The sequence below is a fragment of the Aureibaculum koreense genome, from assembly GCF_034296135.1.
Lineage (GTDB): Bacteria > Bacteroidota > Bacteroidia > Flavobacteriales > Flavobacteriaceae > Aureibaculum.
Genome location: NZ_JAXKVV010000006.1, coordinates 1 through 22582 on the forward strand (window position 1 = coordinate 1; position 22582 = coordinate 22582).

16 protein-coding genes and 1 tRNA gene are annotated in these 22582 nt (G+C 32.4%); 6 read left to right on the top strand and 11 right to left on the bottom strand.

The window, feature by feature from the left end:
- From UMM65_RS07105 to UMM65_RS07125, 5 genes are all read right to left on the bottom strand, one after another.
- A partial coding sequence (locus tag UMM65_RS07105) for a twin-arginine translocation signal domain-containing protein (RefSeq protein ID WP_321975802.1) occupies positions 1-282 on the bottom strand: 282 nt, incomplete at its 3' end.
- 103 nt (positions 283-385) lie between these two features.
- The gene (locus UMM65_RS07110; protein WP_321975803.1) at positions 386-1312 is read right to left on the bottom strand and encodes a phosphodiester glycosidase family protein; all 927 of its coding nucleotides are present in this window, start codon (positions 1310-1312) and stop codon (positions 386-388) included.
- 2 nt (positions 1313-1314) lie between these two features.
- On the bottom strand, positions 1315-2562 hold the full coding sequence (locus UMM65_RS07115) for a Gfo/Idh/MocA family protein (RefSeq protein WP_321975804.1): 1248 nt from the start codon (positions 2560-2562) through the stop codon (positions 1315-1317).
- Between the two features lie 597 nt (positions 2563-3159).
- On the bottom strand, positions 3160-4740 hold the full coding sequence (locus UMM65_RS07120) for a RagB/SusD family nutrient uptake outer membrane protein (protein WP_321975805.1): 1581 nt from the start codon (positions 4738-4740) through the stop codon (positions 3160-3162).
- Positions 4741-4750: 10 nt separating this feature from the next.
- Positions 4751-7831, bottom strand: coding sequence for a SusC/RagA family TonB-linked outer membrane protein (locus UMM65_RS07125; protein ID WP_321975806.1), 3081 nt, complete (start codon positions 7829-7831; stop codon positions 4751-4753).
- A gap of 180 nt (positions 7832-8011) precedes the next feature.
- On the opposite strand from UMM65_RS07125, the gene UMM65_RS07130 reads away from it, so the two are divergent.
- Positions 8012-12121, top strand: coding sequence for a hybrid sensor histidine kinase/response regulator transcription factor (locus UMM65_RS07130; RefSeq protein WP_321975807.1), 4110 nt, complete (start codon positions 8012-8014; stop codon positions 12119-12121).
- A gap of 182 nt (positions 12122-12303) precedes the next feature.
- On the opposite strand, the gene UMM65_RS07135 is transcribed toward UMM65_RS07130, so the two are convergent.
- From UMM65_RS07135 to UMM65_RS07145, 3 genes are all read right to left on the bottom strand, one after another.
- Positions 12304-12633: a YegP family protein gene (locus tag UMM65_RS07135; RefSeq protein WP_321975808.1), complete on the bottom strand. Its 330-nt coding sequence runs from the start codon at positions 12631-12633 to the stop codon at positions 12304-12306.
- 209 nt (positions 12634-12842) lie between these two features.
- A complete protein-coding gene (locus UMM65_RS07140; protein ID WP_321975809.1) occupies positions 12843-14054 on the bottom strand; it encodes a site-specific integrase in 1212 nt (403 codons plus the stop codon).
- 272 nt (positions 14055-14326) lie between these two features.
- Positions 14327-14411 (bottom strand) — tRNA-Ser (locus UMM65_RS07145).
- Between the two features lie 109 nt (positions 14412-14520).
- Between UMM65_RS07145 and aroC the strand changes: the two genes are divergently transcribed.
- The 5 genes from aroC (at position 14521) to UMM65_RS07170 (ending at position 19479) form a co-directional block, all read left to right on the top strand.
- Positions 14521-15582, top strand: a complete 1062-nt coding sequence (gene aroC / locus UMM65_RS07150; RefSeq protein ID WP_321975810.1) for a chorismate synthase — start codon at positions 14521-14523, stop codon at positions 15580-15582.
- Positions 15583-15637: 55 nt separating this feature from the next.
- Positions 15638-16711 (top strand): PA0069 family radical SAM protein, encoded by a 1074-nt coding sequence (locus UMM65_RS07155; RefSeq protein ID WP_321975986.1) that lies wholly within the window; start codon positions 15638-15640, stop codon positions 16709-16711.
- Positions 16712-16961: 250 nt separating this feature from the next.
- Entirely contained in the window at positions 16962-17783 is an 822-nt protein-coding gene (locus UMM65_RS07160) for a T9SS type A sorting domain-containing protein (RefSeq protein WP_321975811.1), read from the top strand.
- 108 nt (positions 17784-17891) lie between these two features.
- Positions 17892-18824: a peptidylprolyl isomerase gene (locus UMM65_RS07165; protein ID WP_321975812.1), complete on the top strand. Its 933-nt coding sequence runs from the start codon at positions 17892-17894 to the stop codon at positions 18822-18824.
- A 109-nt stretch (positions 18825-18933) separates the two neighbouring features.
- Positions 18934-19479: a YfiT family bacillithiol transferase gene (locus UMM65_RS07170; RefSeq protein WP_321975813.1), complete on the top strand. Its 546-nt coding sequence runs from the start codon at positions 18934-18936 to the stop codon at positions 19477-19479.
- A gap of 71 nt (positions 19480-19550) precedes the next feature.
- Here UMM65_RS07170 and UMM65_RS07175 read toward each other — a convergent pair whose 3' ends face one another.
- The 3 genes from UMM65_RS07175 to UMM65_RS07185 form a co-directional block, all read right to left on the bottom strand.
- A complete protein-coding gene (locus tag UMM65_RS07175) occupies positions 19551-21020 on the bottom strand; it encodes a M14 family metallopeptidase (protein ID WP_321975814.1) in 1470 nt (489 codons plus the stop codon).
- Between the two features lie 10 nt (positions 21021-21030).
- Positions 21031-21687, bottom strand: coding sequence for a peptidoglycan recognition protein family protein (locus UMM65_RS07180; RefSeq protein ID WP_321975815.1), 657 nt, complete (start codon positions 21685-21687; stop codon positions 21031-21033).
- A gap of 288 nt (positions 21688-21975) precedes the next feature.
- The gene (locus UMM65_RS07185) at positions 21976-22581 is read right to left on the bottom strand and encodes a hypothetical protein (protein ID WP_321975816.1); all 606 of its coding nucleotides are present in this window, start codon (positions 22579-22581) and stop codon (positions 21976-21978) included.
- Position 22582: the final 1 nt, after the last annotated feature.

Genomic DNA, 22582 nt, shown 5'->3' on the forward strand with positions numbered 1-22582 from the left:
ATCGTTCTTGCCAAAAACCTGGGCTTTCGGGAAATTTTTGTCGCTGATATGCTTTTCCGCTATTTTAATCCTTGCAGGGTCTATGTCGCAAATGGCCGAGATTATAACATCCTCCCTATTCAAAAGGTTTGTCAGGTGGTTGGTACCTCTTAAACCAACACCAATCATACCTACTTTTAATTTATCTTTCATATTAGATATTCCAAATGTTAGGTTGGGTATCAGACTTATTCCTGCTCCGGCAATGGCAGATTTTTTGATGAAGTTTCTTCTAGAGTTCATATTGAAAAATTTTTATTTATACATTAAATTAATTACAGAGAAAGCTGTAATTGTTAAATTCATTTCGAATTTATTTTGTTAAGCTTAATGATTTTTAAGCTTGTCATATGTTTTTAGGTTTAATTATAAGTGCCATTGAAACACTTCTGGACCCATCATGATCAAACTTACCATTGTCTGTTGGGTAATTAACGACACCATTATAGGGCTGATCTTTAATCCACATCGTAGAAGATCCTCCTCCGTCTAAATTTATGCCCTTATAGCATTTTAATTCGTCAAATAATAAAGTTGTTATTTCTTGTGCATTCATCCCTTTTGCTTGTTCACTTCGACCATCAACCACCACCATGACCAGCAGATTGTCTTTAGTAATACCTATAGCTGTTCTTGGATGGCGAAAACCTTGATGTCGGTTTTGATCTTCATAATCTAATTTCTTTAATTCATTATCAGAATATTCATCTTCAATAAAATATTTTCCAATTGGTATACCTTCTTGAATTAGTACTGGTGACGAACTCATAATATATGGCATATCGAGATGCTCATACAACGCCTTATTTCCTAATCGAATATCTATTTCTCCTTGACTATTAATAGTAATACAGCCCTCAGTTTTCCAATACAAAGGATGATTTTTAGGATATTCTATTGTTTGATAAATAGAATCTTTTCGTTTAAAAAAACTACCCCATAGACCTTTACTATCTCTATCTGGATATGTGCCATTTATGGCTATCAAAGCACCTGAACCTTCAACTAATTTGTAAACAGGCATAAATTCATCTTTGGAGTTTACCCAATCAAACTCAAGTTTTGATTTTTTCAAATCAACAACAATAACATTGATGGTTTGATTTGAATTAAAAATTGGGTAATATCCCTGGTATTGTTTCCAAACTATTCCTTTCTCCAAATTCTGTTTAGAAATCCAACCATCCTTAAATTCAATTTTAAAATTTCTGTTTGAAGAACAAGATGTTAAAATTAGGAATACCAGTAGACAAAAAGATAGTTGTATTTTCATAATTAAACATTTTTTATTATTCCTAATTCTCTGTAATTTTTCCATTTACCTCTAGTGAAATCTGGAAATTTAACTGGAATACTCCCTAGTTCTACCGATATTTTTGATAATGGTCCTACAACTGACCAAGCAACTCCATCATATACATCTATATCTAAAGACCATCCTTTATTGAAACATTCTATCAATCGATATGCCATTACAAAATCCATACCTCCATGCCCTCCTTTATGCATATCTATTTTTTCTTGAAGCTGGTTCCAAATAGGATGACGGTATTTTGCACGCAATTCTTTGTACTCTGTTCTATTTAGAAAATGATGTCCTTTACCATCTAAAGAAATTTTACTTGGATATCCCTGATGATATGCCTTGGTACCAGCTAGGACATTTTTACGATCATAAGGTCGTGGTGTTACTACATCATGTTGAACTAAAATAGAACGCCCTTTATTGGTTTTAATTAAACTATTGTTCATATCGCCATGAGCAAAATTCGTTTTCCCATAAAACTCATTATCTTTATCTACTGTTTGAGCGTATTCTGATAGTGCTGCTTGAGAGCTACTCATAGAAACCAAAAAGTCAAATTTATCACTACGCTGAATATCCATATATTGAGCTACAGGACCCAAACCGTGCGTTGCATATAAATTACCATCTCTTTCTACATGATGCTTCATACGCCAGTTATTGAAGGTAGCTTTATTAAATAAGCCACTTCTTAAATCATGTATATAGGCTGCCTCTGCATAAGTTAATGTCCCAAAAACACCAGCCTGTGCCATATTTAGCAACCATAATTCCTCATCGCCATAACATACGTTTTCTAGCATCATACAATTACGTTGGGTTGCTTCTGCTGTATCAACTAATTTCCAGCAGTCCTCTAAGGTATATGCCGCAGGAACCTCGACTCCAACATGTTTTCCATGCTCCATGGCATATACGCTCATTGGCACATGGTCTTCCCAAGGTGTCGCTACAATAATTAAATCTAAGTCATCTCGTTCTACCATTTTTTTCCAAATCGTAAGGTTCCCTGTATATGTTTTGGGTTTTTCATTTCCGTTCTTTTTTAAATATTCCAAAGAACGATTTATCATATTTTCACGCACATCACATATCGCAGTTATTTCAGCCATTTCTGGACATAAAGCATTAAATTGGTATAATAATCCTAAACCCCTGTCACCACAGCCAATTAAACCTATCTTTACTTTTTCTATAGGAGCAACTTTTAAACCCATTACTGATTTATTAGTTGATGGTCTTACTTTAGAAATTTCCTCTTGCAAACTTTCCTCAGAACCTTTCGGGATTAAACTGCACGCTGATGCACCTATAAATGCACTTAAATATGCACTTTTTCTTAAAAATTTTCTTCTTGAATTATTTTCTTTCATTTTTTATGTTTTTATAAATTCTATAATTTTATTGTTTGAGCATTTATAAAAATATACACCAGAATCTAAGGACAATAATTCTTCTAACCGATAGATTGTGGAAGAATATAATTGTGCTGATGTCGTTTTTTTATAAATCTTTTTATTTGTCATTTTTTAATTTAAGTTGGTTACTTTTTACAAACCCTATAAATTTTACTTCAAAAAGTTTTGGATATCATTATTTCTTTTTCGCCCATAAATAGATATGGTTTTGAAGAAAAAAGAGTTAAAGGATTACTCCAATAACTCCTTTCTCAAACTAACTCAAATAATACTTACTCTAATAAACTAATTTTACAGTGATTAAAAACTCTTTATGTAGATTGTTTGTTTTGATAATTATATACTAATTCTCGACCTATTAATTGAATGGAGAGTCCATATCATTTTTAGAAATTTTCAATATCCAGGATTCTGATTAAGCACATCTGACCCTACTAAATCAATTTCTCGTTGAGGGATTGGCCATAAATAATGTTTGGACGCATCGAAACTTAGGTCTTTTATGAACCTATAATTACCTGTTCCATCTTTTGCACCGTTTAAATCACCGTTTAATACCGTTTCTGCTATACCCCATCTACGGATATCATTAAATCTAAAATCTCCATGCTCCATACCTAATTCAACACGACGTTCTCTTCTAATTATTTCACGAAGTTCACCTTGGTCTGTTGTTGTTATGGCTGGATAATTAGCAACATCAGCACGTGTTGTATCATATGCTCTTGCCCTAACATCATTTATTGCATCCAATACAGATTGATCAATTGAACCGTTTTCAATTTTTGCCTCTGCATAAATCAATAACACCTCTGCGTAACGCATTAATACAATATCCCTGTCATAGCGTCCCCAACCCACAAATTCAGGATCAATTAATTTACGAGCATAATATCCTGTATTGTTGGATGCATCAACAGTGCTTCCTGACAAAGGGTTACCTGAAAGTATATCGCCTTTTTTTAACACAGCCATATTTAATCTAGGATCTCGGTTATCAAACTCATTTAAAGGGTCAAAGATTGATGTAGCATCATCAATGGTTTTACCATCGGTAGTTTCGAAAGCATTTACAAATGATTGTGCTATTTTTACGCCACCATTTTCTCCACCAGGATGTGTATGATTAGGAGGATACACCCTAACTAAATAATAATGGAACGTATCTGGGTTGTTATATCTCACAGCAAAAATCACTTCTTCATTATCTTCATTTGGTTTTTGATGCACGTTTAAGTACCCTTCTCCAGCTGCATCTTGATAGAGACTATATCCTAATGCCATTACCTCTTGTGCTGCTATAGCAGCCTCAGCATAATTTCCAGCATATAATAATGTACGTGCTTTTAATGTTAGTGCTGCTCCTTTTGTAACTCTACCTAAATCATTTGCTCCATATGATGCAGGTAATACAGTGGCTGCATCAGTTAATTCTGACACAATAAATGCGGTTACATCGGCTGCTGAAGATCTTGAAACTTTTAATCCTGAGACATCTAAAGGTTCTTTTATTAGAGGTACACCACCCCAATTATTTCTCAATATTGAATAATAAAATGCTCTAATAAACCTTGCTTCTGCAACAAACCTTGTACGTAAATTTTCGTCCATTTCTGGCTTATCTATATTGGCTAAAAAAACATTACAAATTCTAATATTAGTATATAACTCTTTATAAAGAGCTACTACTACGCCGTCTGTAGGTCCTACTGACCCATCCTGAAAACTATTGTAAGTACCTTCTGCATCATCAGTCATAGTTCCAGCAGCAAAAAGGTATGTATTCCAAGTACTCCAAACACTTCCACGTTCTGCAAAAGTTGCATAGGCAGCCGTGAGAGCATCAAATGCCTCTCTTTCTGTTTTCCAGAATGATACATCTGTTAATTTATCTCCAGGAGCTACATCTAAAAAATCGTCATTACAACTCGTAATTCCTATAGCCAGTAATATATATATTATAATTATTTTTTTCATTTTTTTTGTTTTAAAAAGTTACATTAAACCCAAGAAGAAACTGTCTGTTTGTTGGATAGTTATTATTATTCCAAGCAAAACCATTACCATGTGCAAATTCAGGATCAATATCTTTTAACTTGGATATGTAAAATAAATTTTCGCCGGATACATAGATTCTAAATTTGTTAATTCCTAAAGAAGTTAAGGTGTTATGTGGTAACGTGTAACCAATTTGCATGTTTCTCAACTTCGCAAAATCCCCTTTATTAACCCAATAGGTACTGCTTTGGTAATTTCTTCCTTGATTTGCAAAACCTAACCTAGGAAAATCTGCATTTGTATTTGATGGTGTCCAAAAATTACCAACCATACTCTGGATTGGTGCAGAATTTCCACCCCAGAAAGGGCGTACTGTCGGTCCATTTGTTAATACCTTATGGCCTGCAAATCCTTGCCAAGCCATAGAAAAATCAAAACCTTTCCAGTCAAAACCTAGATTAACTCCAAAATTATATTTTGGAAAATAAGTTCCCAACGATTGTCTATCATTAGCATCGACAACACCATCTGGTTGTCCAGTTAATTCCCCATTAGCATCACGACCGTTAATATCTTTATATCTAATATCTCCTGGTTCTGGTGTACCTGCAATGTTATGTGTTGGTGCTGCATCAATTTCAGCTTGCGAATTAAACAACCCATCAGCTACATATCCAAATATGTTTTGTATGGGGTCTCCTATATCTTTTCCAGGACTTTCTGTACCTTTTAAATCAGTTATTTGGTTTTTCACATAACCAACATTTGCATTTACGTAATAACTAAAACTATCACTTGTTCCTCCATTATAACCCAAGTTAAATTCCCATCCTTTGTTCTCAACCGACCCTGCGTTTACAGTTGGTGGATTTGCCCCTAAAATATATGATTGATCTAGACCAAGCAGAATATCGTCTGTGGTTTTTATGAAGTACTCAGCGGTAAGGGATAATGCATTATTAAACAATCTAGCATCAATACCAAAATTAGTAATCGTAGTTGTTTCCCATAAAATATTGGCATTTGCCAAACGTGCATTTTCAAGCACCCCATTACTTGAATTACTTCCAAATGTATAATTGTAATTATTTCTTGGACCGAATGTGTTAAGGAATTGGTAGTTTCCAATTTCTTGATTTCCTAAGATTGCCCATGACCCCCTTAACAAAAGGTGATTTACCGTTTCTAAATTAAAGAAATCTTCGTTGGAAATTTTCCATCCCCCTGAAAATGATGGAAAATAATCAAACCTATTTTCTTTAGTAAATCTGGACGTTCCATCATATCTTAAAGTCCCTTGAATAAAGTAAGTATCTTTAAAATTATAATTAATTCGTCCAAAAGCAGATCGAAACTTAAACTCTGAAGAATTACCATTTGCACCATCTGAGGTATCAGCAACACCATCTATTTCTGACAATTCGTTACTAGATGAAAGACTAAACCTTCCAGCTTGACTATAAGACCATTTTTGATCTCGCTGCTCAAAACCTAATAATCCTTTTAAATTATGGTTGTTAAATGATTTTTCATAAGTTAAAAGTAGATTTGAAGTATAGTCCCAAACCGTTTCATTTCTTCTAATTAAATATCCGCTTGCTATATTACTGCCATTGTAGCTATCTGTTGCAGCGTCATATCTATGCCATTGTACTACATCTCTTTTTCTATTTTGAAGTCTATTGTCGTTTCTCGCAGAAAATTGTCCTCTCAATTTTAATTCAGGAGTAATTTTAAATTCTGCAAAAACACTACTCACATAATCATTATTTCTATCTACATCAGTTCCCAGAGGTAATTCTAAATACGCCAACATATTTCTTTGTCCAACACCAAACTCTCCCATATTTTTCCAAAGACCGTTTTCAAACTGATCCAGTTCTCCTGGAAATTCTCTATATGATTCTGTAATTATTTGACCTACTGACTGAATGTTTCCTAATGTTTTTCCAAAAGAACCTGCAAGTTTAACACCTACATCTAATTTATCATTTATCCTTTGATCTACATTTATACGGAAATTCTTTCTGTTATACCCAAATGTTTTTATTAAAGACCCTTCATCCAAATATCCAAATGATAAGCTATATTTTGTAAATTCTGTACCTCCAGAAATATTTACATTATGAAAGTGTTTTGTTGGGTTTCCACTTTTTAATAATTTTTTAAAATGATCTATGTTAGCGTGCGTTTGAGGGCTTGTACCATCTCTAAATTTATTTAAATCATCATCTGAAAATAAAGGAGATCCTCCATCATTTATTCTAGCTTGATTGTACATTCTGGCAAAATCATAAGAGTTAACCCTATTTGGCACTTTAAAAGCTTCTTGAGTACCTATACCTCCGTGATACATAATTACGGGAACTCCCAGTCGTCCTTTTTTTGTTGTAACCAAAATAACTCCATTGGCGGCTCTTACACCATAAATGGCAGCTGACCCGTCTTTCAATACAGATATATTTTCAATGTCGTTTACATCTACATCTTGTAAATCGGCTTCTATACCATCAACCAAAATTAAAGGATTGTTTTTAGCAGCATTTCCTAAAGTTCCAATTCCTCTAACTCTAAGCTGTCCAGCACTTTGACCTGGTCTACCAGATTGTTGTATAACCGACAGACCAGAAACTTGTCCTGCAAGTAATGATGAAACATTTGGTGCGGGTCTGTTTTCAATATCTTTGACACTTACTGACGATACAGCTCCAGTTAAATTAACTTTCTTTTGTGTACCGTAACCCACTACAACGACCTCATCTAATTTGGCGGCATCTTCTTGCAGTGTTATGGTAAAACTTGTTTGATTATTAACATTTACCTCTTGAGTTAAAAACCCTAAATAAGATATTACAAGTATAGCATCTCCGTTTGTAACGTTTAGAGAAAATTTACCATCAAAATCTGTTTGAGTTCCATTTTTGGTTCCCTTTTCTAAAATATTTGCACCTGGCAGTGGTTGACCAGACGCATCATTAACCGTTCCTTTAACTTCGTTTTGAGCTAATATACTTGTGGTAAAAAGTATAAGAATCAAAATCAAATTTGTTTTAAAATAATTTTTTTTCATAAATGTGAATATTAGATTAAGTTAATATTTTGTAAAACTATAGAATGAGTACTAAAAGGTAGTTTTGTTTTCTCGTCAATATATTTTAATTTTTCGTCAATGGTGTAGAATTCAGTATTTTGATAACAATCATAACCTACGTATTAATTATATTGCACAAATAAATTATCATTTAATAATATGTTTATAAAGCATTTTATATCAATTATAGTAACAAGTAGTATTCTATTTATACCTTCGATTGCCTCTTCTCAAAACCACAATTTAAAATTTGAAGAATTTGTTATTGAAGATGGTCTTGCTTCTGTAAATTGTATTTTAAAGGATAGTGAAGGCTTTATGTGGTTTGGTGGTACACATGGTCTTTATAGGTATGATGGTTACAAGTTTAAAATATTTAAGGCGAATACGAATAATCAATTTTCGCTTAGCACTAATAATATAGTATCTTTATATGAAGATAATGAAGGCTTTATATGGGTAGGAACAATGTATGGCGGTATAAATAAATACAATCCGAAAACAGAAACTTTTTTAAATTATAAAAACACCACCAATTCTATTTACAAAAGAAACTACATTACTTGTATTACTGGAACAACGGACAACGAAATTTGGATGGGCACTTTTGGTGATGGAATGTATGTTTTTGACAAAGACAATGACTCCTTTATTAAATATTCATACAATAAGAACGGAGAAAATTCAATTAGTAATGATTATGTATTCTCAATAGCTATTGACAACGACAACGTATGGATTGCCACTAGAGTTGGAATACTTGATAAATACAATAAAAAAACAAGCTCCTTCTTACACTATATATATAATAATGTTAATTACCAAAGTACAAGAACTGGGCAACGCATTTGCTTAGATGCATTAAAAAACCCTTGGATAGGAACAGAAAGTGACGGTCTCTATAAATTTGATTTAAAAACGGAATCTTTTAGACATCTTAAACGTAGTGATTCCCCAAATTCCATTAGCACAAATGCCATTACAGATATAAAACATTCACAATCTGGAGAAATCTGGATAACTACGTATAATGGATTAAATTCAATTAACACCAAGACCAATAATGTTACCATTTACCAAAAGGACAATTACAACCCGCACGGTATTACGTATAATTTATCTTACTCATTGTTTATAGATGACAATACTACAATCTGGTTAGGGATGAATGATGGAACGGTGAACAAAACGATTACTTCTCCTTTTGAAATTTATCAAACATCCATGTCCAAAAAATTAAGCAGTTTAAGTTTTAATGGGGTTACATCCTTATATATGGGAACCGATTATTTATGGATAGGCACGGGTGCAGAAGGTTTGGATAGGTTTGATCTAAGGACAAAGACATTTTATAACTATAAAAATAATCCAAACGATGACAAATCCATACCATCAAACATTGTCATGAATGTCTTTGAGGACAATGATAAAAATGTTTGGACAGGTAACTTTAAAAATAGTATAGTTGGTTATAAAAAAGAAAAATCGGATGATTTTTTAAAAGCCAAATTAGCAAATCCTTTTACGCAACATTTTAATGCATTATCTATATTTGCCATGCTTGAGGATGCTATCCATAATATATGGGTGGCTACTTACAACCATGGTTTGTTCAAGTACAATAAACAAACATTTAAATTTGAACATTTCACAAAGTCCAATACTAACAATCAATTAAGCTCAGACACTATTTTAAGTATTTTTGCCGATAGTTCAAACAATTTATGGATTGGTACTTTAGATAAAGGCATCCAGATTTACAATCAGGAAACCAATACATTTTACTCGTTATCAGATATTGGCATCACCTCTGAACCCAACCTTAACTTTCCAATAAAAGATATTTATGAAGATGGTAATGGCATTATTTGGATTGCAACAGAAGGTGGTGGTCTTTTTTACATTGACAAAAAAGAAAAATCTATAAAAAACTTAAATACGGAAAACGGTTTTCCAAGTAATTCTTTCTATGGTATTATACAAGATGATAATGAGATTTATTGGTTTAGCACCAACAAAGGTATTGTATCTTATAATTTAGAGAACAACAGAATATATACATATAATACAAACGATGGTTTACCTACCAATGATTTTGAGTCTGGTGCAAATGCCAAATCTAATGATGGTAAATTATTTTTCGGAAGTAAAAAAGGCTTAGTTGCTTTCTACCCCGAACAGTTGATAAGTGACTCAAAGCCTATAAATCTAAAATTAACAAACTTAAAAGTGTTTAATGATGTTGTGAACGTATTAGATAAAATTGAAAATTACCAACCTTTAGATTCATCCATCTCCTATAAAAAAACTTTAAAATTACCCTATTTCCTTAATAATTTTGGATTTGAATTTGCCGTTCCAGGTAATAATTCTCCACATAACATAGAATATCAATATAAATTAGAAGGCATTGACAATCGTTGGATCACAACATCATCTGAACTCCATTTTGCAAACTATTCAAATATTCCGTACGGAAATTACACCTTTAAAGTAAAAGCTTTTGATGAAAACAATTATGACTCTGATACAATTTCTGAAAGACAGATAAACATTATGATTACCCCTGCTTGGTGGCAGACAAACACAGCTTACCTTATCTACATTTTGTTCATTAGTGGTCTTATTTACTATATATACAAGAGTGTAAGAGACCGTATTCAATTGAAAAACGAACTAGTTCTTGAAAAATATAAATCTGAAAAGGATGAAGAATTACATCATTCAAAAATTAATTTTTTCACAACCATATCTCATGAATTAAGAACATCCTTAACACTCGTTTTATCCCCACTGCAACAATTATCTATCATAAAAACAAACAATAAAGCATCAAACCTAATCATGACCATGAATAGAAATGGTCAACGTCTTTTAAGTTTGATTAATCAAATCCTTGATTTTAGAAAATTAGAATCTACCAGTACACAATTAAACATTAAAGAAATTGACCTTAAGGCCTTTTTTAAAGAATTATGTATTCCATTTTACCAATATGCGAAAGAAAAAAACATTAAATTTCAATTATCCGTGCCAAATAACTGCGAAACAGGATGGATTGATGCCAATAAATTAGAAATAATCCTTTATAATATACTATCGAACGCTTTTAAACATACCAAAGACAAAATTGATATTAATATTGATTTGGACGAAAAAGACGAACGCCTTATTATAAAAATTAAAGATAACGGTAAGGGAATAAACGAAGAGGAGCTTACCAAAATCTTTGATAATTTTTACCAAATAAATGACAACATTAATTATACATCTGGAACTGGTATTGGATTAGCTATAGCTAAAAACCTAATAGATGTTCATAGTGGCGTAATAACAGTAAAAAGTGAACCCAATGCATATACCATATTTAATGTTATTATTCCTATTTTAAAATCATTTTATAATGAACAAGATATTAATAATCTTGACTCTGAAATCATTTCTCTAAATGATCCCAGTGAAAATGAACTTACGCACATAGATGATACTAAAGATGATACTTTAAAAATTAAGCCAATTCTCCTTATAATTGAAGACCATTTTGAAATTAGAACCCTCATTAAAGACAATTTTTCTAATCATTTTAAAGTCTTTACCAGTACAAATGGTTTAGAAGGTAAAGAGAAAGCTTTTGAAATAATACCCGATATTATAATATCAGATATTATGATGCCAAAACTTAATGGGCTAGAACTATGTAAAACCCTTAAAACTGACAATAGAACATCTCATATACCTATAATTCTTTTAACTGCCAGGGGTTCACATAGTTTTAAAATTGAAGGATTTGAATATGGTGCTGATGACTATTTAATCAAACCATTTAATATTGAAATACTAAATGTTCGAGTTGAAAATCTTATAAAAAATAGGCAAATTTTAAGAGAAAAATTCAAAAAAGAAACTTTAATAAAACCTAAAGACATTGCTATTAATAATATTGACGAAATCTTTATTGAAAAAATAATTAATATTATAGAAGAAAATTTAGCAAACTCTAAATTTTCAGTGAAAGACTTTGCCTCAAACATTGGTATGAGTCACTCAGTTTTATATAGAAAAATCTTGGCTCTAACAGGGCAAACAGTCACAGAATTCATCAAATCTATTCGACTTATAAGAGCGGAAGAGCTTCTTCTTAAAAGTAGTTATAATATTAATGAAATTAGTGATATGACGGGCTTTTCTAGCCTAAGTTATTTTAGTACTTGTTTTAAAAAGAAGTTCGGTATAACACCGAGTGAGTATAAAACAAAGTTTAAACTTTAGGGAAAAGGATAGTGAAAGAACGAATTATGTTTCTTTTTTGCGGTTTGGGAAGAAGAAAAATGCAGCTTAAAAGATTATATCAAATTACGATAATAATGCTCATATAAAATTAGCTAGAATTTATTATGAAAATAAAGCAAAATTCTAGCCATAATTTTTATGAAAGGATATTATGAATTCTATTAGGTCAAGTCATCAACACTCGCCTTGGGTGAATTTGTTTTAACAGAAGCAATACCATTTTCCATAGCACTTGTTGAAGAGTACATCTCACTTGTTCCGATTACTGGCCCGTTAGAAGCTTTTAAGTTAAAATAAGTGCTTCCGTTTTTAGAATTTAGACGTTCATAATTGCTATCATCTTGAGAATTCTTTCTAACTGATTCAATCCCATTTGTACACCCTGATTTTGCTTTATAACCCTCACTAGCCAGAATGTTTTGTCCATTTCCAACTTTTAGTCTAAATCTAAACTCATCACGTTTGTCATTGTAAATTTCAAATTTTGCCATTTTTTAGTATCTTTTTAAATTAGCTATAAATTTACCTTTCAAAAGGCAAAAAAAGTGATATAAAAAAAGCCGATAGCAGCCAAGGTTTAATATTTATTATGTGTGAATAGAAAGAATAGCTGTACGTTAGGTGTTGAACCAGTATACCTTGAATTAAAAACTCAACTATCTTTCTATTTGTAAATTTAGAAAAAAAACGTTAAGTTTATTTAGCCATAAACATTTTTGTCTTTATTTGTAGATTGGCCAAGTTTAGATTTTAAAATGGTCATATCTTCAGAGACTTTTCTATCTAAAATTTTAGCGTAGTGTTGGGTGGTTTTTAATGACTTGTGTCCTAACATTTTACTTACTGATTCGATAGGTACTCCGTTTGAAAGGGTTATTGTAGTTGCAAATGTATGCCTAGCAAGGTGTGTCGTAAGATTCTTAGATATACCCGATAAATCAGCTATTTCTTTCAAGTAAGCATTTGATTTTTGATTGCTAAGGACAGGTAGCAATATATCTTTATTAATAACTTCAAGATGATTTTTATACTTTTCTAAAATTTCCATTGCCGTTGGAAGTAAAGGAATATTACTCGGAGTATCCGTTTTTGTTCTAAACGTTTTTATCCACATTTCACCATCAATGCCCTTAACTAAATTATCTTTTGAAAGCTTTTTAACATCAGAATAGGATAGACCTGTATAACAACAGAATATAAAAATATCCCTTACTTGTTCAAGTCGCTGTGTATGTAATTTCTTATCTAAAATGATTTGAATTTCTTCCTGGGTAAGGAATTCTCTATCCACAACTTTCAATTTTGCTTTCCAATTAAAAAATGGGTCTTTGTCTATCCATTCATTAGCATAGGCTATACGTATTATCTTTTTAAAATTTGTAATATATTTAATTGTAGTATTGTGAGCACAGTTTCTAACCGTTTTTAGATAGTATTCTAAACCACTAATAAACTTATGGTCTATATCCTTTACACGAATGTCTTCACAAGCATATTCTAAATTTATGTAGTCCTGAACGTGCTTTCTTGCTGTTCTATACCTCTCTGCGGTTCCGTGCGAAAAATCTTTACCAATGAGCTTTTCTACTTTGTCGTTATGATCTTGGAATAGACTAAGTACCATTTTTTCATTATCACTCTTTCCGATATAACTATTTTTGATATCTAAAGCAGAGAAGCTCTTATTATCATCAAGAAACTTTTTCTGAATTCCATATAATTTAAATCTTATAGCCTCTAAATAGTTGTTTAATTCTCTTGCGGCTATTGAATTTCCGATTGTTGTACCAGTTTTACTATTCCATTTTTCCAAATCTATTTTTCTCTTTATACTTAGATGACATCGTTTGCCATTCACAGTAATTCTAAGGTATACAGGTGCTTTCCCATCACTAGAGACTTTGTTTTTCATTAGGAAGAAAAGTATGGAAAATGTATTATACATAGGTTACCTATTACAATTTGGTATTAAATATACGATAAAATAATAAAAAACACCCTTTGTAAGACATTAATTATCAACAAAATACACCAAATTCGGTTACCTATTTAAAAATAAAAAAAGGTAACCGAATAGGTAACCTTTATAATGCTAATAATTGGCAATAAATGGAAATAAATAAAATTAAAAACCCTGTAAACATTTAGTTTACAGGGTTTTGGTGATTTTTGATATTCACCTAGCGGAGAAAGAGGGATTCGAACCCCCGGAGGTGTGACCCTCAACAGTTTTCAAGACTGCCGCATTCGACCACTCTGCCATTTCTCCTAAGCGGACCTGCCCGAACAGGCAAGGCGGGTGCAAATATATAAAGCTTTTTTAAACTATTTTATAAAATATCATAAAATTTACTCAAAATCTTTGCTACTTTTGTGCTATGAGCAATTCTATCGGAAAATTATTTAGACTAACCACTTTTGGAGAATCGCACGGTGTTGCTATTGGTGGTGTTTTAGATGGCTGCCCAGCTGGGTTACAACTGGATTTTAATGCCATTCAAGATGAGCTAGACAGACGTAAACCTGGGCAATCAGCTATTGTAACCCAACGTAAAGAGCCAGATCAGGTTGAGTTTTTATCAGGAATTTTTGAAGGGAGAACAACAGGAACGTCTATCGGTTTTATAATTAAAAATACCAATCAAAAGTCAAAAGACTACTCAGATATTAAAAATACTTTTAGACCTTCTCACGCCGATTTTACCTATACGAAAAAATATGGTTTACGTGATTTTAGAGGTGGTGGACGCTCCTCAGCTCGTGAAACCGCTAATTGGATAGTAGCAGGTGCCATTGCAAAACAACTTTTAAAAGATATAAAAATTAACGCGTTTACAAATTCTGTGGGTAGTATTCTCTTAGATAAATCATATGAAGAATTAGATTTAGCACAAACAGAATCGAATGCGGTACGTTGTCCAGATGTGGAAACGGCAGAAAAAATGATAAATCATATTAAGGCTATAAAAAAACAAGGTGACACTATTGGTGGTACAATTACCTGTGTAGCTCAAAATGTACCCTTAGGTTTTGGCGAACCTATTTTTGATAAATTACATGCCCGTTTGGGCCAAGCAATGCTTACCATTAATGCCGTAAAAGGTTTTGAATATGGTAGCGGGTTTGCAGGTACTAAATTAAAAGGCTCTGAACATAATGATGCTTTTAATACAGATGGAACTACCAAAACAAATCTTTCCGGCGGCATTCAAGGAGGTATTTCCAACGGTATGGACATTTACTTTAATGTAGCCTTTAAACCCGTAGCCACACTGCTCCAGAAATATGATACCATTGATGCCGATGGCAATGCCGTAAATGTACAAGGCAAGGGCAGGCACGATCCTTGTGTAGTGCCTAGAGCAGTGCCTATTGTTGAGGCACTGACCGCTATGGTTTTGGCAGATTTTTATTTGTTGGATAAAACAAGAAAACTTTAACATTTTTTCTTAACCGCAATCTTTCCTTTTTAAAAATTCTGATGTAACTTTAGGCATCGAAAATCTAAATTACATAAAAGGAAGAGGAGCCCAGGTAAATACTCATAATCGCTTTTTACAGCATCAAAAAGTTATTGAAAACGACTTTTTAAACTATTGCTTAAAAGAAGGTGATGATTATGAAAATTCTAAAACCCAATATCTAGAAATTTTTCCGAAAACAATTTTAAACAAAGTTACCAGTACTGATATTGGTTTGGCGTATTCCATGAACCCTTACCAAGGTTGTGAACATGGTTGTATATATTGCTATGCAAGAAACACGCACGAATATTGGGGTTATAGTGCCGGATTGGATTTTGAGAGAAAAATATTATATAAAAAGAATGCTGCCAGTTTATTAGAAGATAAATTAAAAAGTAAAAATTGGGAAGCCGAAAATATAATGCTGTCGGGTAATACCGATTGCTACCAACCAATCGAAAAAAAATTAGAATTAACCCGAAATATTTTAAAAGTCTTTTTAAAATATAAACACCCAGTAAGCATTATTACTAAGAACACATTGATTTTAAGAGATTTAGATATACTTACTGAATTAGCCGATTTGAATCTTCTACACGTTAGTATTTCAATAACCTCTTTAAAAGAAGAAACCAGAAGGATACTAGAGCCCAGAACAGCCTCAATACTAAAAAGATTAAAAACTGTTGAAGTTTTATCTAACAATAACATTCCCGTAAATGTAATGATGGCTCCTATTATTCCTGCAATCAATAGCCATGAAATTTTTGATCTTGTAAAAAAAGTAAGTGAACTGGGGGCAAAATCAGCTGCCTATACCATTGTAAGGCTCAATGGTGCCATTGGCGAAATTTTTACGGATTGGGTAAAAAAAACACTACCCGATAGAGCAGACAAAATACTCAACCAAATTGCCGATTGTCATGGTGGTCAACTCAACGATAGCCGTTTTGGCACTAGAATGCGTGGCGAAGGTAAAATTGCAGAACAAGTAAATCTCCAGTTCAGATTAGCTAAAAAAATGTATTTTAGCAATACTTCTTTAACACCCTTGGATTATTCGCTTTATTCCAAAAATAAGAACCCTCAATTAAAGCTTTTTTAAAACCATCAATTTAGGTTAGCCTAATTATCTTTTAATATTCGCCAACACCTTTTATATATTCTAAATTGGTAAAAATAAAGTCGCAAACTAAGCGTTATATTAAATACCCTATTTAATTTGTTGTTATTGGCATTCAATTTTATTTAAAATTGAGCTTGACTAAAACAAAAGATATGGAAAAAAATTACTACTTAAAAGACATATATCAGTAGAGTTCGGATAGATGAAGTGGAAATTAAAATTTAATGCAATGCGAAAAGCAATTTTACTGTATATGTTATATTGTGCTTGCCAAATAAGCAATGCACAAATACAAGAGGAAAATTTTGACGCTGCGTCAATACCTTCTGGTTGGTCCGCAACAGCTGGTCCAACAGGTTGCACTTGGGAGTTTGGCTATACCGGTTCTTTAATTGGTAGCGGATTTTCAAATCCTGCCAGTTTTTCTAGTGGTGGTGTAATCTTTAACGATAACAGCTGCGGAAGTTTTGTGGATAATTTTGTGGAATTAGAAGGGCCGGCAATAGACCTGATAGCCGCCAATGTTGTAAGTGCCGCTATAGAAATTGTATATAATCATCAGGCGTTTGGCAATAGCGGTAATTTTATGATAGATGTTTGGGATGGCTCCATTTGGCAAAATGTATTGTTTGTTAATGCTGATGATCCCGCACCTAACACTGCCACAAATCAAACCACAACCATTGATGTAACAGCTTATATAAACAATGCCTTCAAAGTAAAATTTATTTACGATGATGAAAACACCTACACATGGGGAGTTGGTATTGATCATTATAAATTATTAAATACAGCTACAGCAAGCATTACGGATCTGGCCGAAGTAGGCTTTATTTATTCACCCAATCCCGTGACAAATAATGTACTATTACTTAAAGCGGATGAAAACATATCTGTTGTAAATATATACAATACAATTGGCCAAAGAGTACTATCAAAAAAACCGGTAGCCCTAGAATCTAAAGTATTTATGGATAACTTACCTAACGGAGTGTATTTAGTACAAGTGGAAATTGGTGAAAGAAACGGTACTTTTAAGATTATAAAATAGCTGTTCTGGTAAAAAGGGGTAAAATTCTAACCTGAATTTTTTCTTTAAAATGAAATTGTAAAATTCTATTATATAAAGTACATTTGCCCTTCATTCTAAAAACATAAAATGAACGACGGATTATATGCTAAATTCAACACCGAAAAAGGTGAAATATTGGTTGAGTTAACTTACGATAAAACCCCCGGAACTGTAGGTAATTTTGTTGCCCTAGCAGAAGGCAACTTAGAAAATAAAATACTTCCACAAGGAAAACCTTATTATGATGGTTTAAAATTCCATCGTGTAATTCCAGATTTTATGATTCAAGGTGGTTGCCCTCAAGGTACTGGTACCGGAAACCCTGGTTACAGCTTTGATGATGAATTCCATCCTGATTTAAAACATGATAAACCCGGCATGTTATCTATGGCCAATTCTGGTCCGGCAACCAATGGTAGCCAGTTTTTTATCACTCACGTACCTACACCATGGTTAGACAACAAACATACCGTTTTTGGTGAGGTAGTTAAAGGTCAAGATGTTGTAAATAATATTCAACAAGGTGATAAGATCGAAAATATAGAAATTATTAAAGTGGGAAAAGAGGCTGAAAGTTTTAATGCTATTGAAGCATTCAGAACTTTTGAAGGATCCAGGGCTAAACGTGAAGCAGAAGAAAAAGCAAAACATGAAAAATTATTAAGTGATGCTTCTAAAGGTTTTGACAAAACCGATAGTGGTTTAAGATATAAAATACTAGAAAAAGGTAACGGAAAAAATGCCACCAAGGGTGCTACAGTTGCCGTACACTACAAAGGTCAATTATTAGATGGAACCGTGTTCGATTCGTCATATAAGCGTAATGAGCCTATCGAATTTGCCATTGGGGTAGGTCAAGTTATTCCTGGCTGGGACGAAGGCATTCAGCTCTTGCAAGTTGGTGATAAAGCACGTATGGTAATTCCTTCAGAACTAGCTTATGGGTCTAGAGGTGCTGGTGGGGTGATACCTCCAAATGCTCCATTAATTTTTGATGTGGAACTGATGGATGTGAAATAATCTATTCCTTGAAATAAGAACAAACGCCCCAAATTATTGGGGCGTTTTTTTATTGAATAATTTACCTATATTTGTTTTACGTTGTTGCTACTTAAAAATTGAAAAAGAAATGGAAGCAACAGACTTAGACACCTTAAAATATCCAATAGGTAAAGCTAAATTACCAACACCAATTACTTCACAACACATTAGAGACTGGATTAAAGTTTTAGAAGATTTTCCTGAACAGCTTACAAAATTAGTAATTGATTTGTCTGATCCACAATTAGACACCCCATACAGACCTGATGGTTGGACCGTAAGACAAGTAGTACACCATTTAGCCGATAGTCACCAAAATAGTTATATCCGCTTCAAATGGGCGTTGACCGAAGTAAAACCGGTAATAAAACCTTATTTTGAAGACCGATGGGCAGAACTCAGAGATTCCAAATCTGCCCCTATCCTACTCTCTTTAAATGTTATAAGTGCTCTACACGAAAAATGGGTATATTTTTTAAAAGGATTGAACGCCAATGAACTGCAACATACTTTTATTCATCCTGACAATAATAAAGAAACATCGCTAGCAGAGAATATAGGAATTTACGCATGGCATTCCGTACATCATTATGCACATATAGATGGTTTAAAAAAAAGAATGGGGTGGAAATAAAAACCAAAAGTTTTTATTTTCCCTCACCCAAAACTGCCAAAATTAGCAGTTTTGACAAAATTTTAGGGTAATTATTTATAGATCAATCCATTTTTAAAATTAGGATTTTCAGCGTTAAGGTCTATTAAAAATCCGTTGATTACCGCATAATCTATTTTTCCGTTTTTTTCCAATAAAAACGTGGGATTTGCACCTACCCTCACATTCAGTTCCGGCGTTGCTTTCGTTACTTTTAAAACCATAATAGGTTTGTCGGTATAATTTTTATCATCGGGTAGTTTGGCCATTTTAACATAAACATATCCTTTTTTAAGCATAGAAAGTTCGTTCAATCGTTCATAACTTGTAATAGATGGAATCATTGATGGATATAAAGTTCCTTCAACAATTTTGTATCCTCCGGCATCAAAAGTTTCATAACCATAATAGGTGGATAAATCACCTTGATCTACAATTCTACCTACATTATAAAAATCTGTGTTTTCTTTATTATCAACTTCTAATCTATTTATCCCCAAATCTATTGTGTAATCTTTTCCTAAAACATTATATGTTAAATTTTTAAGTTTTAGATCAAAAAGTTTACGATCGTTTTCAGGAATTTTGTTATAATCTTCAATGGGTATATCCTTATAATCGCCATTTGCAATAGTATAAATTGCCGAAAGAATGGAAACATAATTCAACTTTCTAATTTCCTGTTTTTCCACATCATTTGGATAACCGCCAGATTCTATTAAAATAGCACTTGTACCCCATTTTGTAATATTATCACCAAATGCCCTAGGTTCAAAATCGTCGTTATATCGCCCCACTTGCCCAGATGCATATTTTTGTATGATATTGTTCATAAATACAATGACTTTCATGGCATTTCCTCTAACTTCATTAATTTCCTTTTCATAATTATAAGCAGGTGCTAAGTAAGATATGGTTGCAGGCTTTTCAGTTCTCTCGGCATTATAATAAGTACTTTGATCGTGCAAATTAAAACCGAAGTCGGCATTTAAGCTATCCCTAACCCGTTTTAAAGTTTGCCCTTCAGGTGATTGTAATCGCAAGGCATCCCTATTAATATCTATCCCCAAAGCATTTCTTCTGGTAAACTCCTCTGCCCCATCTGGGTTTAGCATAGGTAAAAAATGTAAGGTCAATTTATTTAATATTTTCTTTTTCTCTTTAGAAAAATCATCACTGTCTAAAAAGTTTAAAATATCAAATATGGCTTGTGTAGCCGTAGGTTCGTCCCCGTGCATCTGCGACCATAAAAAAACGTTGGTTTTACCCGTACCTATACTAATCAATGATAAATCCCTGCCCTCAATGGATTGCCCAACTTTATTTACCGTGAATTTTGGATTTTTACGGAATTTTTCAATTAATGGTTTAATATCAGAATGTTTAATTCTTCGTTTGTCCAGGCTTGGTTCTTTAAACTTATTGTAAGTGTTATACAAATTGCTTGTCATTTCGTCAGATTGTCCTAAGATTATTTCTGAACAAAATAATGTAATTAATATCAGGAGAGCTTTTAATTTCATATTCTACTTTTTATTTTTTTTGAGGAGTGGGTTTAAAATTCAAATGTTTAGTGGCTTCTTTTACTTTAGTTAAAAAATCAATACCTGGATCCGTTTTTTCGGTTCTGTAACCATCATCTTTTTCTAACCATAAAGGATGATTTTCAAAGTTGGTATATTCGTAATGTCCTATTAAGTATTGAATATCATATTTTTTTGCCAAATACTTAACCAACCATATATTAGACTTTAGTTGAGCTTCGGTAAGCGGTGTGTCTTTTGTACCTCCTACATTTTCTATGCCAATTGCAGCATGGTTCAACCCTATTACATGTCGTGCCATTGTAGTTTCGGGCATTAATCGGTAAATAGTACCATCTTGATCTACTAAAAATTGTGCGGAAACATTCAATCCGCTCGTCTCGACGAGTTCTGGTCGCCAATTAGGTAATGTTGGATTCACAAAAGCTTCAAAAGATTTTTCTAACGTGGGTATTGCCGTCCAATGTAAAACAATAATCTTGGGAACTATAGTAGGCAAATCTTGCTCCAAACCATAGCGATCAGACAAATAATCGAGTGTTAGCATTTTCCTCTCATTATCAAAAACTATCGGTTTGTCAATAATTTTGTTAGCGGTTTTGCAAGAAAAAGCTACTAAAGTAATTAATAAGAACAAATATCGCATAGCATGAAATTATCCACTTTTTACGATTCAAAAATACTAAAGTTTACTGTATTAATTGTAGAATTAAATAATGAACAAAAAAAAACTGTCTTAACTCACCAATGCGTTAAGACAGCTTTACCCCTTTTGTTCTATTAATCTTATAGTATATCTGATTTAAAATTAATGATTAATATTATTTCACTATTCATATACAAAACAACTTTCTCTCTAAAACTCCTACCTTTTTTTAAAAAAATTTTAACCTTTTATTTTAAATAATTGATAATCAGTAAAATAAATTCGAATTTATTTTGAATTTTTTTCTAAGTCATTTAATAATTCTTCACCTGACTGTGTAATATTTCCAACACATTTTATTGCCCATCTAGAAAATAAAAATAAAAATAGTATCATAATAGGTAAGTAGATATACCAAATAGTACTGTTTAGAAAAATATCTTTGTTATTAAATATTTTTCCAGCCAAAGGCATAGATGTAAAAATTAACAACAGACTAAAATAGATGCTAGATTTTTGAATTAACATATATCTATTTTTATTTCTTGAATAAATCATTAAAGTTTCTTTATAATCTTTATTATCTAGAGAAATATTTTTCATTTTATATAAACTTTGCATTGATAAAATAGGAAGTAAAATAAGATACAAAACTGTAAAAATTCCGCATGTAATAAAATACCAAGTATCTAGTTTATTAAAATTTATAAGTATAAATAATGCAAATGCAATACACATTATTGCCCCAATTGTTTCTGGAATCGCAATTTTACTCAGTTTTGAATTAAAGCGTTCTTTTGTCATTTCCATAATTAAATTATCGGTTAATATTTTTTGTTGTTCTACTTCTTTAGATAAATTAGTCCAAAGTGATTTCATTTCTTCTAATTCCATA